Source organism: Streptomyces sp. NPDC087270 (assembly GCF_044744625.1).
In the GTDB taxonomy this organism is placed as follows: Bacteria; Actinomycetota; Actinomycetes; order Streptomycetales; family Streptomycetaceae; genus Actinacidiphila.
The window spans coordinates 129,900-143,263 of the sequence record NZ_JBIUYR010000018.1 but is presented as its reverse complement, the minus strand read 5'-3'; the positions used below and the strand labels follow the sequence as shown (position 1 = coordinate 143,263).

Genomic DNA, 13,364 nt, shown 5'->3' with positions numbered 1-13,364 from the left:
CGAGCAGCGCTCGGTGGGACGGTCGGCGAGCAGCGCGCGGCAGGAGCGCCACCCGGCACCAGGCACCAGGTGTCAGTGCGCGGCGCGCGGCAGCGCCCCGTCGAGGATGGCCGCGCCGAGCGGCGTGACCGCGTGGATGACGTTGCCGCCCTCGCGGCGGCTGACGACGAGCCCGGCCTCGCGCAGCGCCTTCGCGTGCTTGCTGGCGGAGGCCGCGGAGGTCTCCAGGCGGCAGGCGAGTTCACCGTTGGTCGCGGGGGCCAGCAGCGCGCCGAGGGCCCGGGCGCGGGTGACCCCGAGCAGGCGGGCCAGCGCGTCGGCGTGGTGCGCGCGGCCCACGCCGGGACCGGCGCGCAGGGTGTGCTCGACCGGGTGGACCAGCACCGGCGGCAGGTCGGCGTCGGCCATCGCCACCGGGGTGCGCCAGCAGAACCACGACGGGATCAGGTACAGACCCCGGCCGTGTAAGTGCAGGTCGCGGTCCTCCGGGTAGGTCAGGTGCAGCACGGGCGGCTCCCACCGCCCGACCGGTTTCAGCGCGCGCAGCAACTCGTGCGCCCCGCCGTCGAACACGGCCCGGGCGCGGCCGGCGCGGTCCGCCGCGACGCCCTCCGCCACACCGGTCCAGTCGGGTGCGATCACCGCGTCGTGGACACCGCGGAAGGCGTCCGCGATCTCGTCCAGCCGGTCCTGCTCCCCCAGGGCCAGCCCGCGCAGCCACCCGGCCGCCGCGGCCGGCGGCGGGCAGGTCCGCGCGAGCGCGGCGGTCTCGGCGCGCAGCCGGCCGCGTGGGGTACGGCGCAGCGCGTCGATGCCCTCGGCGAGCCCGTCGGCCGCCTCGACGGGGTTGAGGAAGTCCGGGAAGTAGGGTGCGCCGGGCGGGGCCAGCATCGCCAGCAGCCGGGCCGTCGGCGCGAGCCCGCGCCGGGTGATCTCCGTGCGCGCCCGGGCCCGCCACCGCGCGTAGACCAGAGGAGTGCGGTCCCGCCCGATCAACTGGTGGAGGCCGAGCAGGGTCTCCCACAGCGGGTCGGGGGTCCTGGCCACCCGTAACCGGGCAAGATCGGCAGGACTGAAGTGAATTCGCAACATTGCTCCCCCAAGCAACAGCAAACACATGTGGTTGCGACCTTCAATTACCCCAGGGGACGACAGCATACGCACCGGCGGTTCCCGGGAGATTCCCGGGCGATTCCCCGCGCCGTCACCTACGCGCCGTCACCTACGCACCGCCACCCGCGCATCGCCACCTACGCAGCCGCGGGCAGGCACCTCGGCGCGCATCCACCCGTAAACCGCCACCCGTACACCGCCACCCGCGCACCGTCACATGGCTAGTTCGCCGCGCCGGTACACCGCGTCGAACGCGAATCCCGCGTCCGCCACGTTCCGCGCGCCGCCCTGCTCGCGGTCGAGCACGGCGAGCACGCCGACCACCGTGGCACCGCACTCCGCGACCGTGCGGGCGGAACGGATCGACTCCGCGCCCGTGCTCACCACGTCCTCGACGATCAGCACCCGGTCCGCCGGCGCCAGCCTGCCCTCGATGAGGTGCCCGGTGCCGTAGCCCTTCGAGCGCTTGCGCACGATCACGAACGGCAGCCCGGTGCGCAGCGACAGCGCCGTGGCGAGGGCGACGCCGCCGAGTTCGGGCCCCGCGAGCACATCGACGCCCTCCGGTACCCGCTCGGCCAGGAAGTCGGCGACGCGGCTGAGGAGTTCGGGCCGGGTCTCGAAAAGGTACTTGTCGAAGTAGAAGCCGCTCTTCTCTCCCGAGCTGAGCACGAACTCGCCGCGCAGGAGCGCGACATCGACGATCCGCCGCCCCAACTCCGCTTTCGCCGCTTCGCCCACGTCGTTCGCGGAGTCTCCAGCAGGCCGCACGATTCGTCCACCTCATCCGTCCGGCGAAAAAATTCCCCGCACCCTAACACGGCTCCGCCACGCCCGAATTGGCCCGCGCGCGTCCTCGACCGCGCCCAACCGCCTTTGGCCGGCGGTCATTTCAGGGCGGTGCGGATGGTCTCGCGCAGCCAGCGCTGGGCCGGGTCGGAGTCGAGGCGGGCGTGCCAGAGGAGCCGTACGTCGAGTTCGGGCAGGTCCGCGGGGAGCGGGAACCAGCGGATGCCGAGGGCCCGGCCGTACTGCTCGGCGAGGCGTTGCGGGACGAGTCCGACGTAGCCGCTCGACGCGACGAGCAGCGAGGCGACCGCGAAGGTGGGCACGACGGCGGCCACGTGCCGGCGCAGTCCTGCGGCGTCGAGCGCGTCGTCGAGCGGCCCGCGGGTGCGCCCCCGGCGGGACGCCGAGACGTGGGGATGCCGGCACAACTGCGCGAGCGTAGGACGCCGGTTGCGGCCCAGCGGGCTGTCGGCGCGGACGATGCCGACCAGCCGTTCGCGGTAGAGCACGGCCGCGCGGATGTCGGGGGCCGCCACGTCGCCGACGCCGATGTCCAGGTCGACCGAGCCGTCACGCAGGGCCTCGACGCTCTCGCTGCCCTCGCCGACGAAGCGCAGGATCACGCCCGGGGCGAGCGCGGACGTGGCGTCGACCACCGCGGCCGCGAGGGTCGCGGCCACGCCGTCGTTGATCCGGATCGTGAAGGTGCGTTCGAGTTCGGCGATCGGGACCTCGCGGTCGCCGCTGATCAGCGCCGACGCCTCGTCGAGCAGCGACCGCACCCGCGGCGCGGTACGCAGCGCGAAGGGGGTCGGCGCCATCCCCCGGCCGGCCCGCACCAGGATCGGGTCGTCCATCGCCCGCCGCAGCCGGCCCAGCGCCCGGCTGGTCGCCGGGATGGACAGGTGCAGGCGTTCGGAGGCCGCGGTGACGCTGCCCTCCTGGAGCAGCGCGTCGAACACGCGCAGCAGGTTCAGATCGAGCCGCTCGGACATGGTTTGCATCCTACGCAACATTCTCTTGTGAAAGTTGCGTGGCACGGAGGGCCGCGGCTTCCGTAGCGTCGCCGCCATGCCCAGCAACGAAACGATCCGCCGGCACGCGCCGGCCTCCGGCGACCGGTCGTCCGGTCCCGCCGCGCGGCGCGGCCTGACAGCGGTCATGTGTGCCTGCGTCGTCCTCGTCGTCGGCATGGTCGCCGCGATCAACCTCGCCGTCCCGCCGCTGGCCGCGAGCGGGTTGCACCCGTCCGCGTCGGCGCTGATCTGGATCGTCGACACCTACGTGGTCGTCTTCGCCTGCCTGGTGATCCCCGGTGGGGCCGCGGGCGACTGCTTCGGGCGCAAGGGCGTCCTGCTCGCGGGGCTGGCGCTGTTCGCGGCGGGCGCGCTGGTCTCGGCGGTGGCGCCGGACGTGCCCCTGCTGCTCGCGGGCCGGGCGGTGACGGGGGTCGGCGCCGCCGCCGTGCTGCCCAACACGCTCGCCGTCCTGCTGCACGCGGTGCCCGCCGAGCGCAAGGGGGCGACCATCGCCACCTGGGCGTCGATGACCGGGATCGGCGGGGTCGTCGGCAACGTCGGCGGCGGCGCCGTCCTGTCGGGTGGGTCGTGGCGCTGGCTGTTCGCCGCGGCCGTCCCGATCGCGCTGCTGCTCGCCGCGCTCGCGGCCCGCGCCGCGCCCGTCTCGCCGCGCCACGACCGCCGGCTCGACCCGCTCGGCGCGGCCCTGCTCGTCGCCGCGTCGGTCGCCCTGCTGCTCGGCATCGTGCAGGGGCCGGAGGAGGGCTGGGGCAGCCCGCTCGTCGTCGCCGGATTCGCCTGTTCCGCCGGGCTGTTCACGGTGTGGACGCTCGTCGGACTGAGGGCCGAGCACCCGCTGCTCGACCCGCGGCTGCTACGTGTCCCGGCCCTGCGCAGCGCCTGCCTGGGCATGGTGGCCGTGTTCTTCGGCATGTTCGCGCTGTTCTACGTCAACGCGTCGTTCCTCCAGTACGGCAAGGGGTTCGGCGTGCTGCGGACCGGCCTGGGCATCATCCCGCTGACCGTCCCAATGGTCCTCGCCGCACGGCGGGTCGGTCACCTGGCGCGGCGGATCGGCCTCGACGCCACCCTCGCGCTCGCCTTCGCGTGCGTCGGCGGCGGGTTGCTCGGGCTGTCCACGAGCGATGCGCGCACGCCGTACGCCGCCTATGCCGGCTGGCTCCTGGTGACCGGGGTCGGGGTGACGCTGGCGCTGCCGACGCTCTCCGGCGCGATCGCCGGTGCGCTGCCGCCGGCCCAGGCCGGGGTGGGCGCCGGACTGCAGGCCACCACCCGCGAGTTCGGCAGCGCGCTCGGGGTCGCCGTGATCGGCACGGTGCTCACCGCGCGGTTCAGCGCCGCGCTCCCCGCGGACATCCGCGCCGGCGGGCATCCGCACACCGTGGCGCAGGCGCTCGCCGCCGCACCGCCCGACCGCGCCCACGACGTCGTCACGGCCTTCGTCTCGGGCGCGGACGCGGGGCTGCGGGTGATCGGCGTGAGCGTGCTCGTCCTCGGCGGGCTCGTCGTCCTGCAGTCGCTGCTGTCCGGCCGCGGTGACCGCCGCCCACGCCGCCCGGCGGTGCGGCGCTGAGCCGGGGCCATGCCGTACGCGCCCCGACCGCCGCCGCGTTCGCCCACTCCCCCGTTCCTGCGTCCCCACGTTTCCACGGCGCGTGCCCCGCACGGGCCGCCCGCAGCACCGACCCGCGGCAGCACGCCGCGGACCTACCCGAAGGAAGAACGACATGCGCGTATTCGTCACCGGAGCGACCGGATGGATCGGCACGGCCGTCGTCGGCGAACTGCTCGACGCCGGACACGAGATCACCGGCCTCGCCCGCTCGGACGCCTCCGCCGCCACGCTCGACGCCAGGGGCGTCCGGGTGGTCCGGGGCGACCTCGACGACCTGGACGGCATCCGTGCCGCGGCCACCGCGGCCGAGGCCGTCGTCCACCTCGCCAACAAGCACGACTTCGCCGACCAGGCGGGCACCAACAAGACCGAGCGCGGCACCGTACAGGCCGTGGCCGACGCCCTCGCCGGCACCGGCCGGCCCTTCGTCCTCGCCTCCGGCCTGGCCTTCCTCACCCCGGGCCGGGTCGCGACCGAGCAGGACGGATCGCCGTTCCACGGCGTCGACTCCCTGCGCGGCGGCAGCGAGAACCTCGCGCTGGAGTACGCGGACCGCGGGGTCGGCACGGTCGTCGCCCGGTTCGCCCCCACCGTGCACGGCGCCGGCGACCCCGGCTTCCTGGCCGCGCTCGTGGCCACCGCGCGGGCCAAGGGCGTCTCTGCCTACATCGGCGACGGCACCCACCGCTGGGCGGCGGTCCACCGCGGCGACGCGGCCCGCGTCGTACGGCTCGCCCTCGACCGGCAGGTGCCGGCCGGCACCACCCTGCACGCCGCCGCCGAGACCGGCATCCCGACCCGGCGGATCGCCGAAGCCGTCGGACGGGGCCTGGGCCTGCCCGTCGTCTCCGTCCCGACCGGCGAAGCAGCCGAGCACTTCGGCTGGCTCACCAAGTTCTACGGAACGGACATGGCCGCGGGCAGCGACGCCACCCGGACGCTGCTCGGCTGGACCCCCGACGGCCCCACCCTGATCGAGGACCACGACAGCGGCTGCTACTACCGCTGACCGGCCGTCACATCCGTGACCCCCACCCGCCCGCGGCCTCCTGGCCGCGGGCGGCCGGCGTCCGCCGCCGGGCCGTTCCGGACCCGAACTCCCGCCGGGGCCAAGCGGTTTCACCGCCGAGGTCTGTCACCACTCCGATTGTTGTCATGTTCACGCCATTGCGCCATCCGGTAACAGCCGGGGCCTTCCACGCCACCCGCCCCCGGCGCCAGCATCACTACACCGGCCTGGTCGGCCAGCCTCCCCCACAACCAGACGGGCCACGGACGGCAGGCCGACTCCCCCCACCACCCTCGCAACTCCCACACCTTTGGAGTTCACCGGATGCACAAGTTCCGCACCGCAGCCCCCACCAGGGCCGCCGCCGCCGCGCTGCTCGCCCTGTCCTGCGCCTCCCTCGCCGGACCCGCCAGCGCCGCCGCCCCCAGCGTCGAGTTCGGCGCCCACCACTTCGCCCAGCCGCTGCACGGCTTCTCCGGCGACAGCAACTGGGGCGGCTACATCGCCCAGGGCTCGTTCAGCAGCATCTCCGGCTCGTGGACGATGCCCCAGGTCACCTGCAACTCCTCGAACGACCTGTACGCGCCGTGGATAGGCATCGACGGCTACGGCTCGCAGACCGTCGAGCAGACCGGCGTCCAGGTGGACTGCTCCAGCGGCGGCCCCGAGTACTCGGGCTGGTACGAGATGTACCCGGCCTCGCCGGTGTACTACAACGAACCAGTGGACGCCGGCGACGTGTTCACCGCCAGCGTGGTCGACAACGGCGGCGGCTCCTACAGCCTGAAGCTGGCCGACACCACCAAGGGCTGGTCGAAGACCACGCAGTCCTCGCTCAACGCGTCCGACGCGAGCGCCGAGGCCGTGATCGAGTCGCCCACCGGCAGCTACCCGTCCTTCAACGAGCAGGACTTCAGCGGCATCACCGTCGACGGCCAGTCGTTCGACGCCTACAACCCGCAGGCCATCGACAGCGGCCCGTACACCGAGACCGCCCTCAACGGCGGATCGTTCTCGATCATCCCGGGCTGACGTTCCGTCAGTTCTCCTCGGGGCCGGACGCGTTCGCCCGCGTCCGGCCCCCACGCGTCTGCGCCGGGCGGGATGAGCGCGGGGCGACGTCCAGCGGGGTGTGCACCGCGTCCGGTGTACGCGTCCGTGTACGCGTCCGGCGCGGACAGTGCCCGGACATTCGGCAGGGCGCCGGTGATTGTCGACCAAGGCGTCGCGGCGGCCGAAGGTCATGGCGGGGTGGTGGGCCGCTTGTCGCCGTACCGGCGGGGTCGAACAGGTCCGGGCCCTGGGCCGGCGTGTCCGTCCCTCCGTGGCTCGGCCGCGGGCCGTTGCGCCGCGTCGCGGCCGCGGGCGGTGCGTACGACGGGGTGGCTCTGGGCGGCGAGCGCGCGGGCGACGGCGAAGCCGGGTCCCGCCGGACAGCCGGTTTCCGGTGCGGGCGCCGGGCCTCGGCGCGTCGAGGCCACCGCCGGGCCGATGCCCGACCGCCCGTCCCGCTGACCTGGGACCCTCCGGCTGGTCGGGCGGGTTGTCGCGTTTGGTAGCGTGCGCTTGCCGTGGTGCACGGGAAACCGGTGGAGAAGCCGGTGCGGCCCTCGCCACTGTAGCCGCGGAGTTGCGCGGCCCTCGCCGACCGTGCAGACGGTCGGGGCCACTGGGCGGGACCGAGACGGGTCGCCTGGGAAGGTCGGCCGCGGAGCGTTGACGCGGAAGCCAGGAGACCGGCCACGGCGCGACATCTTCCACGAGGGTTTGGAGAACACGTGCCGACCAGCGCGCTGCACCCGTTCCACCGCATCGATCAGCTCATACGCTGGCGGGCGCGCCCGAGACCCGACCGCGCCCCGCGCCCGCGCCGGGCCCGCGCCGCCCGGCTCGCCGCCTCCGCCACGGCCCTGCTCGCCCTCGGCGCCCTGGGCGCCTGTACGGGAGCACCCGCCGCGAAGGGCCCCGCCACCGCCACCGGGTCCGGCCACCCCGCCGCGGTGACCGTGCGCAGTTGCGGCGCCGCCACGGCCGTGTCCACACCCCCGAAGCGCCTGGTCACCCTCAACGAGGGCGCCACCGAGGTCGCGCTGGCCCTGGGCCTCCAGACGCGGATGGCGGGCACCGCCTACCTCGACGACACGATCCCGGCCCGGTGGAAAGCGGCCTACGACTCCGTGCCGGTGCTGAGCAAGGAGTACCCGACCAAGGAGAAGCTGCTCGCGGCGCACCCCGACTTCCTCTACGCCTCCTACGCCAGCGCCTTCACCGGCAAGGTCGCCGGCACCCGGGCCGAACTGGATGCCGAGCACATCCCCTCCTACCTGTCGCCGTTCGGCTGCGCCGACAGCAAGCAGGTGCCGGCCGCGTCCTTCGCGGCGGTCTGGGGCGAGCTCACGGACGTCGCCAAGGTCTTCGGGGTGACCGCGCGGGCCACCGCCATCGAGCAGCAGCAGAAGAAGACGCTGGCCGGCCTGGCCGCCCAGGGCGCGGGCAGGGGCCTGAACGTGCTCTGGTACGACTCCGACACCAAGACCCCCTTCGTCGGCGCCGGCCACGGCGGACCGCAGCTCATCCTCGACGCCGTCGGCGCGCACAACGTCTTCGGCTCGCTGCCGGGCGGCTGGCAGAGCGTCAGCTGGGAGAAGGTGGCCGCCGCGAACCCGGACGCGATCGTCCTCGCGGACGCCGGTTGGGACACCGCGAAGTCGAAGATCGCCTACCTGGAGCACGACCCCGTGCTGAGCCGGCTGACGGCCGTCCGCAAGCGGGCGTTCGTCGTCGTACCGTTCTCGGAGTCGACGCCGGGCGTGCTCCTGGCCGACGGCGCCGCCCAGGTCTCGGCGGGACTGGCCAAGCTGCACCCCGCGTCGTGACGGCGGCCGACCCGCCCACCGACCGCCCGGCCGACCAGCCGACCGAACCGCTCACCGAGCGCTCGGCGGGATCGGGGCGCGCGGCGGGACCGGGGCGCGCGGCGGTGGCCCTCGCCGTTGCCGCCGCCACGCTGCTGGCGATGTGCCTGCTCGGCCTCGCCGTCGGCTCGGTGCACGAACCGCCGCGGGTGGTGGCCGATGTCGTGCTGCGCCGGCTGGGCATGGGCGACCACCACGTCACGCTGCTGGACGACCAGATCGTCTGGCAGTTGCGGCTGCCGCGCGTGGTCGGCGCCGCCGCCACCGGCGCCGGGCTCGCGGTCTGCGGCGCCGTCCTCCAGACGCTGACCGGCAACGACCTCGCCGACCCGTACCTGCTCGGCATCTCCGACGGTGCCGCGGTCGGCGCGGTCACCGTGCTGGTGCTGGGCGTCGGCGCCTCCGGCGCGGCTGCGGGCCTCGCGCTGCCGGCGGCCGCCTTCGCCGGCGCGCTGCTCGCCGCCGCCGTGGTCATGGCCCTGGCCGGCGCGGGTTCGTGGGCGCTGCCGGGCAGCAGGACCGTCCTGGCCGGCATCGCGGTGGGGCAGATGTGCGCCGCCTACACCTCGTTCGTGGTGCTGGTGCTCGGGGACCGGGACGCCGCCCGGGGCGTCATGGAGTGGACGCTGGGCTCGGTGGCCGGGGTGCGCTGGCACACCGCGCTGTTCCTGGCCGCGGTCGCCGTCGCCGGCACGGCGTTCATGATCGCGGCGGCCCGGGACCTGGACGCGTTCGCCTTCGGGGAGACCGCGGCCCGCTCCTTCGGGGTTCCGGTGGAACGCGTCCGCTGGCTGCTGGTGGGCACCGCCGCGCTGATGACCGCGTGCCTGGTGGCCGAGACCGGGGTCATCGGGTTCGTCGGCCTGGTCGTGCCGCACGTCGTCCGCCTGCTGTGCGGGCCGCGGCACACCGTCCTGGTGCCGGTGTCCGCGCTGCTGGGCGCCACGCTGCTGGTCGGCAGCGACGTCGTGGCGCGGTCGGTGCTCCCCGACCGGGAGATCCCGGTCGGCGTGGTCACCGCCGGGCTCGGCGCGCCGTTCTTCGGGTGGCTGCTGTGGCGGCAAGGGCGCGGCGCCGCGGCGGGAGGACGGGCGTGACCGCGGGCCGGCCGGTCGCGCTGCGCTGCGAGGGAATCGCGGTACGGGCCGGCGCCGCCACCCTGCTGTCGGACGTGGGCCTCGGCTTCTCCCCCGGCCGGCTGACCGGGCTGCTCGGACCCAACGGCGCCGGCAAGACCACGCTGTTGCGGGCCCTGGCGGGCCTGCGCCGGCCCGACGAGGGCCGCGTCCTGCTGGACGGCGGGGACCTGTACGCGCTGCCGGCCCGCCACAGGGCGCGGCGGCTGGCGTTCATGGAGCAGCAGGCCGACACCGGGCTGCCGCTGACGGCCCGTCAGGTGATCGAACTGGGCCGGACCCCGCACCGCGGCCGGTGGCCGGTGCCGCCGGGCGCGGCGGCGGCCCGCGAGCGCGGCGCGGTGGCCGCCGCCGCGACCGCGGCGGCCGTCGGCGGGCTGCTCGACCGGAGCTGGTCGTCCCTGTCCGGCGGCGAGCGCCAGCGGGTCCAGCTCGCGCGGGCCCTGGCGCAGCAGCCCGAGGTGCTGCTCCTGGACGAGCCCACCAACCACCTCGACCTGCGGCACCAGTTGGGCTTCCTCCAGACGGTGCGCGGGCTGGGTGTCACCACGGTCGCGGCACTGCACGACCTCGAACTCGCCGCCGCCTACTGCGACGAGGTCGCCGTCCTGCTCGACGGCCGGCTGGTCGCCCACGGACCGGTGGCCGAGGTGCTGACCGCGGAGCTGATCGGCCGCGTCTACGGGGTGGACGCGACGGTGGAACGGCACCCCCGCCACGACCGGCCGCACGTCCGGTGGAACGGCGTGCTGCGTGAGGAGTCCCCGTCGTGAACGGTGACGGCAGCGCCCTGGTCCTGGTCGGCATGTCCGTGCTGGAGGCCGGCCGCCGGGCCGAACTGCTGGACCGGGCCCGCCGGTCCGGGGCGACGATCGCGTTCCTCCAGCAGGGCGAGCCGTCCTTGTCGGCCGAACTGGCCCGGCTGGCCGACGCGGGGGCCGAAACGGTCGTGCTGGTCGGCGTCCGGTGCGGCGACACCGGCCCCGGCCCGTCCTGGCTGCGCCGGGTCGCCGCCCACTGGTGGCGCGAGCACGGCGGGCGCCGCCCGGACGTCCTGGTCGCCACCCGGCTCGCGGAGGGGCTGGACGCCGTGGACGCCGTCGCGTCCTCGGTCCGGCCGATCACCGGCGAGGAGCCCGGCCTGACCTCCACGGCGTGGGAGGAGGTGACCGGCCACCGGCACCAGGTCCTGGTGTGCCGCGGGCCGCGCTGCACAGCGAAGGGCGCGGACGCGACGCTGCGCGCCCTGGTGGGCGGGCTGGGCGAGCACGGCCTCGGCGACGACGACGTCCTCGTGGTGCAGACCGGCTGCCAGTTCCCGTGCAACCAGGCCCCCGTGCTCAGCGTGCAGCCGGACGACGTCTGGTACGGGCACGTGGACCCGGCCGCGGCCGGGACGATCGTGACCGAGCACCTCCTGGCCGGCCGGCCGGTCGCGGCGCACCGCCTCCCCCGGCGCCGCGCGGCGGCTGCGGAGGCGCCGGAGGACTTGACGGACCCGGGTGACTGACGGACGGGGACCACGGCGACCTGCGGCCGCGGCACCCTCGTCCGGGACGAGGCCCGAACACGGCGCCGCCGCAGGTCAGTTCGCCCCGGCCTCACCGGCGTCGCCCGCGCCGAGCCCACGGAAGGCGTCGAGGAAGGCGCGCGGACCACGGCGGCCCCGAGGTCGCGGCACCCGCGTCCGGGACCGGCCCGAACACCGCGCCGCCGCAGGTCAGTTCGCGCCGGCCTCACCGGCGTCGCCCGCGGCAAGCGCACGGAAGGTGTCGAGGAAGGCGCGCGCGATCACCGCGTGGCCGGGCAGTGCCGGGTGGACGCGGTCGCGGGCCCAGTCGGCGGGCACGGTGTGCGCGAGCACGCGGTCGAAGGCCGCCTGGACGTCGACCAGCGGCAGCCCCCGCTCGCGCGCCACCTCGCCGGTGGCGGCCACGTAACGGTCGGACTCGATCCGCCACGGGTCGGACCTGTCGCCCTCGATGAGGTAGGGAGTGGCGAGCACGACGCGGCAGCCGGTGGCCGCAACAGCCCGGTCCAGCAGCGCGGCGAGCGTCTCCTGGAACTCGCCGACGGGCACGGCCTCTTCGGTCTTGCCCTCCACGCCCCGCCAGCAGTCGTTGATGCCGATCTTCACGCAGAGCCAGTCCGGCCGCTCGTCCAGGACGTCGGCCTGCCAGCGCCCCGCGAGGTCGCGCACCGTGTTGCCGGAGATCCCGCGGTTGCTCCAGCGCAGCCCCAGTTCGGGTGCCTCGGCGGTCACCAGGGCCTGGATCAGGCTCACATAGCCGCCGCCGTACGGCGGCTTGTCCGTCAGGCGGCCGGCATCCGTGATGCTGTCGCCTATGAACAGCACGTGGCTGCCCTTCTCGAAGGGAAGCGTGATGTCAGCGGACATAGTGCTCGGCTCCTGTCAGTGCGCTCGGTTGGTGGTGCTGCCACGCGGTGCGAGGCCGTGCGGAATCCGGCAGCCGCCGGTGTACGCACGGCTCCCGGTCACGTCCACGTCGCGCGGCATCGTCGCCGCAACCAGACCGTAGCGTGCGAACGTCCCGTCGTGGCAGCCGCACCAGGACGATACGAGGAGGTCACCGCCCTCGTACCGCGGCCGTCGCACCGCGAGTGAGCGCGCCGTCGCCGGCCGTGAGGACACCGCGGCGCGATTGCCGGGCGGTACGGGCGGGCGCATGCTGGAGGCATGGCGTTCGAGGCCGCCCGCACGGGGGACCTGAGCGGTTGGGCGGTGAGCGAACCGGGCCCGATCGCTTCGGGGCCGCTGCGCCCGGTCCGACGGGAAGTCCCGTCACCCGGGCCCGGCGAGGTGCAGGTGCGGATCGAGGCGTGCGGGGTGTGCCGTACGGACCTCCACCTGGCGGAGGGCGACCTGCGGCCGCACCGGCCACTGACCGTCCCCGGCCACGAGATCGTCGGCCGGGTGAGCGCGACGGGTGACGGGGCGAGCCGGTTCTCCGTCGGGGACCGGGTGGGCGGTGCGTGGCTGCGCGGTACCTGCGGGGTCTGCCGCTACTGCCGGGCCGGGCACGAGAACCTCTGCCCGTCCTCCGTCTACACCGGCTGGGACGCCGACGGCGGCTTCGCCGAGATGACGGTGCTGCCCGAGGCGTTCGCCTACCCGCTCCCCGGCGACGCCGACCCCGCGCAACTGGCGCCGCTGCTGTGCGCGGGCATCATCGGCTTCCGCGCGCTGCGGCGCAGCGCGCTCCCGCCCGGCGGCCGGCTGGGCCTGTACGGCTTCGGGGCCTCCGCGCACCTCGCCGCGCAGGTCGCCCTCGCCGACGGTGCGACCGTACACGTGCTGACCCGCTCCGCCGCGGCCCGCGAACTCGCCCTGGAACTCGGCGCGTCGTCCGCCCGCGACGCCTACGACGCGCCACCCGAATCGCTGGACTCGGCGATCCTCTTCGCCCCGGTCGGCGACCTGGTGCCGGTCGGACTCGCCGCCCTCGACCGCGGCGGCACCCTCGCCATCGCCGGCATCCACCTCTCCGACATCCCCGTGCTCACCTACGAGCAACACCTGTTCCAGGAGCGCGACCTGCGCAGCGTCACCTCCAACACCCGTGAGGACGGCCGGGACTTCCTCGCCACCGCCCAACGCGTCGGCATCCACGCCACCGTCACCCGCTACCCCCTCGACCACGCCGACCAGGCCCTCGCCGACCTCGCCGCAGACCGCGTCAACGGCGCCGCCGTCCTCATCCCACCCACCCCCACCTGAACCGCGCG

General features: G+C 75.1%; 12 protein-coding genes and 1 riboswitch. Of the genes, 8 read left to right on the top strand and 4 right to left on the bottom strand.

Features of this window, described 5'->3' with window-relative positions:
* Positions 1-72 precede the first annotated feature (72 nt).
* The 3 genes from ACIPAE_RS30635 to ACIPAE_RS30625 form a co-directional block, all read right to left on the bottom strand.
* On the bottom strand, positions 73-1,092 hold the full coding sequence (locus ACIPAE_RS30635) for a transcriptional regulator (protein ID WP_329370968.1): 1,020 nt from the start codon (positions 1,090-1,092) through the stop codon (positions 73-75).
* A 234-nt stretch (positions 1,093-1,326) separates the two neighbouring features.
* Entirely contained in the window at positions 1,327-1,884 is a 558-nt protein-coding gene (gene pyrE / locus ACIPAE_RS30630; RefSeq protein WP_402449619.1) for an orotate phosphoribosyltransferase, read from the bottom strand.
* 116 nt (positions 1,885-2,000) lie between these two features.
* Positions 2,001-2,897 carry a LysR family transcriptional regulator gene (locus ACIPAE_RS30625; RefSeq protein WP_402449616.1) on the bottom strand — a complete coding sequence of 299 codons (897 nt, stop codon included), beginning with the start codon at positions 2,895-2,897 and terminating at the stop codon, positions 2,001-2,003.
* Between the two features lie 76 nt (positions 2,898-2,973).
* Here ACIPAE_RS30625 and ACIPAE_RS30620 point away from each other — a divergent pair, with 76 nt between their 5' ends.
* The 7 genes from ACIPAE_RS30620 (at position 2,974) to ACIPAE_RS30590 (ending at position 11,127) form a co-directional block, all read left to right on the top strand.
* Entirely contained in the window at positions 2,974-4,515 is a 1,542-nt protein-coding gene (locus ACIPAE_RS30620) for an MFS transporter (RefSeq protein WP_402449614.1), read from the top strand.
* 154 nt (positions 4,516-4,669) lie between these two features.
* The gene (locus ACIPAE_RS30615) at positions 4,670-5,566 is read left to right on the top strand and encodes an SDR family oxidoreductase (RefSeq protein ID WP_402449612.1); all 897 of its coding nucleotides are present in this window, start codon (positions 4,670-4,672) and stop codon (positions 5,564-5,566) included.
* A gap of 324 nt (positions 5,567-5,890) precedes the next feature.
* Positions 5,891-6,598, top strand: coding sequence for a G1 family glutamic endopeptidase (locus ACIPAE_RS30610; protein ID WP_329370954.1), 708 nt, complete (start codon positions 5,891-5,893; stop codon positions 6,596-6,598).
* Positions 6,599-7,105: 507 nt separating this feature from the next.
* Positions 7,106-7,326: riboswitch (cobalamin riboswitch) on the top strand.
* 18 nt (positions 7,327-7,344) lie between these two features.
* Complete coding sequence (locus ACIPAE_RS30605; protein WP_402449609.1) at positions 7,345-8,442, top strand: ABC transporter substrate-binding protein; 1,098 nt, start codon at positions 7,345-7,347, stop codon at positions 8,440-8,442.
* A complete protein-coding gene (locus ACIPAE_RS30600) occupies positions 8,439-9,578 on the top strand; it encodes a FecCD family ABC transporter permease (RefSeq protein WP_402449607.1) in 1,140 nt (379 codons plus the stop codon). The genes ACIPAE_RS30605 and ACIPAE_RS30600 overlap by 4 nt, the downstream gene beginning before the upstream one ends.
* The gene (locus ACIPAE_RS30595; protein WP_402449605.1) at positions 9,575-10,390 is read left to right on the top strand and encodes an ABC transporter ATP-binding protein; all 816 of its coding nucleotides are present in this window, start codon (positions 9,575-9,577) and stop codon (positions 10,388-10,390) included. Before ACIPAE_RS30600 ends, ACIPAE_RS30595 begins: the two co-directional genes overlap by 4 nt.
* Complete coding sequence (locus ACIPAE_RS30590; protein WP_402449603.1) at positions 10,387-11,127, top strand: (2Fe-2S) ferredoxin domain-containing protein; 741 nt, start codon at positions 10,387-10,389, stop codon at positions 11,125-11,127. The genes ACIPAE_RS30595 and ACIPAE_RS30590 overlap by 4 nt, the downstream gene beginning before the upstream one ends.
* Positions 11,128-11,337: 210 nt before the next feature.
* Here ACIPAE_RS30590 and ACIPAE_RS30585 read toward each other — a convergent pair whose 3' ends face one another.
* On the bottom strand, positions 11,338-12,015 hold the full coding sequence (locus ACIPAE_RS30585) for an SGNH/GDSL hydrolase family protein (protein WP_402449601.1): 678 nt from the start codon (positions 12,013-12,015) through the stop codon (positions 11,338-11,340).
* A gap of 300 nt (positions 12,016-12,315) precedes the next feature.
* On the opposite strand from ACIPAE_RS30585, the gene ACIPAE_RS30580 reads away from it, so the two are divergent.
* The gene (locus tag ACIPAE_RS30580; RefSeq protein WP_402449599.1) at positions 12,316-13,356 is read left to right on the top strand and encodes a zinc-binding alcohol dehydrogenase family protein; all 1,041 of its coding nucleotides are present in this window, start codon (positions 12,316-12,318) and stop codon (positions 13,354-13,356) included.
* Positions 13,357-13,364 lie beyond the last annotated feature (8 nt).

Excerpts from the sequence above, each read along its gene's own strand:
- ACIPAE_RS30635 (WP_329370968.1), bottom strand. The coding sequence starts at position 1,092 with ATGTTGCGAATTCACTTCAGTCCTGCCGATCTTGCCCGGTTACGGGTG.
- ACIPAE_RS30625 (WP_402449616.1), bottom strand. The coding sequence starts at position 2,897 with ATGTCCGAGCGGCTCGATCTGAACCTGCTGCGCGTGTTCGACGCGCTG.
- ACIPAE_RS30620 (WP_402449614.1), top strand. The coding sequence starts at position 2,974 with ATGCCCAGCAACGAAACGATCCGCCGGCACGCGCCGGCCTCCGGCGAC.
- ACIPAE_RS30615 (WP_402449612.1), top strand. The coding sequence starts at position 4,670 with ATGCGCGTATTCGTCACCGGAGCGACCGGATGGATCGGCACGGCCGTC.
- ACIPAE_RS30610 (WP_329370954.1), top strand. The coding sequence starts at position 5,891 with ATGCACAAGTTCCGCACCGCAGCCCCCACCAGGGCCGCCGCCGCCGCG.
- ACIPAE_RS30585 (WP_402449601.1), bottom strand. The coding sequence starts at position 12,015 with ATGTCCGCTGACATCACGCTTCCCTTCGAGAAGGGCAGCCACGTGCTG.
- ACIPAE_RS30580 (WP_402449599.1), top strand. The coding sequence starts at position 12,316 with ATGGCGTTCGAGGCCGCCCGCACGGGGGACCTGAGCGGTTGGGCGGTG.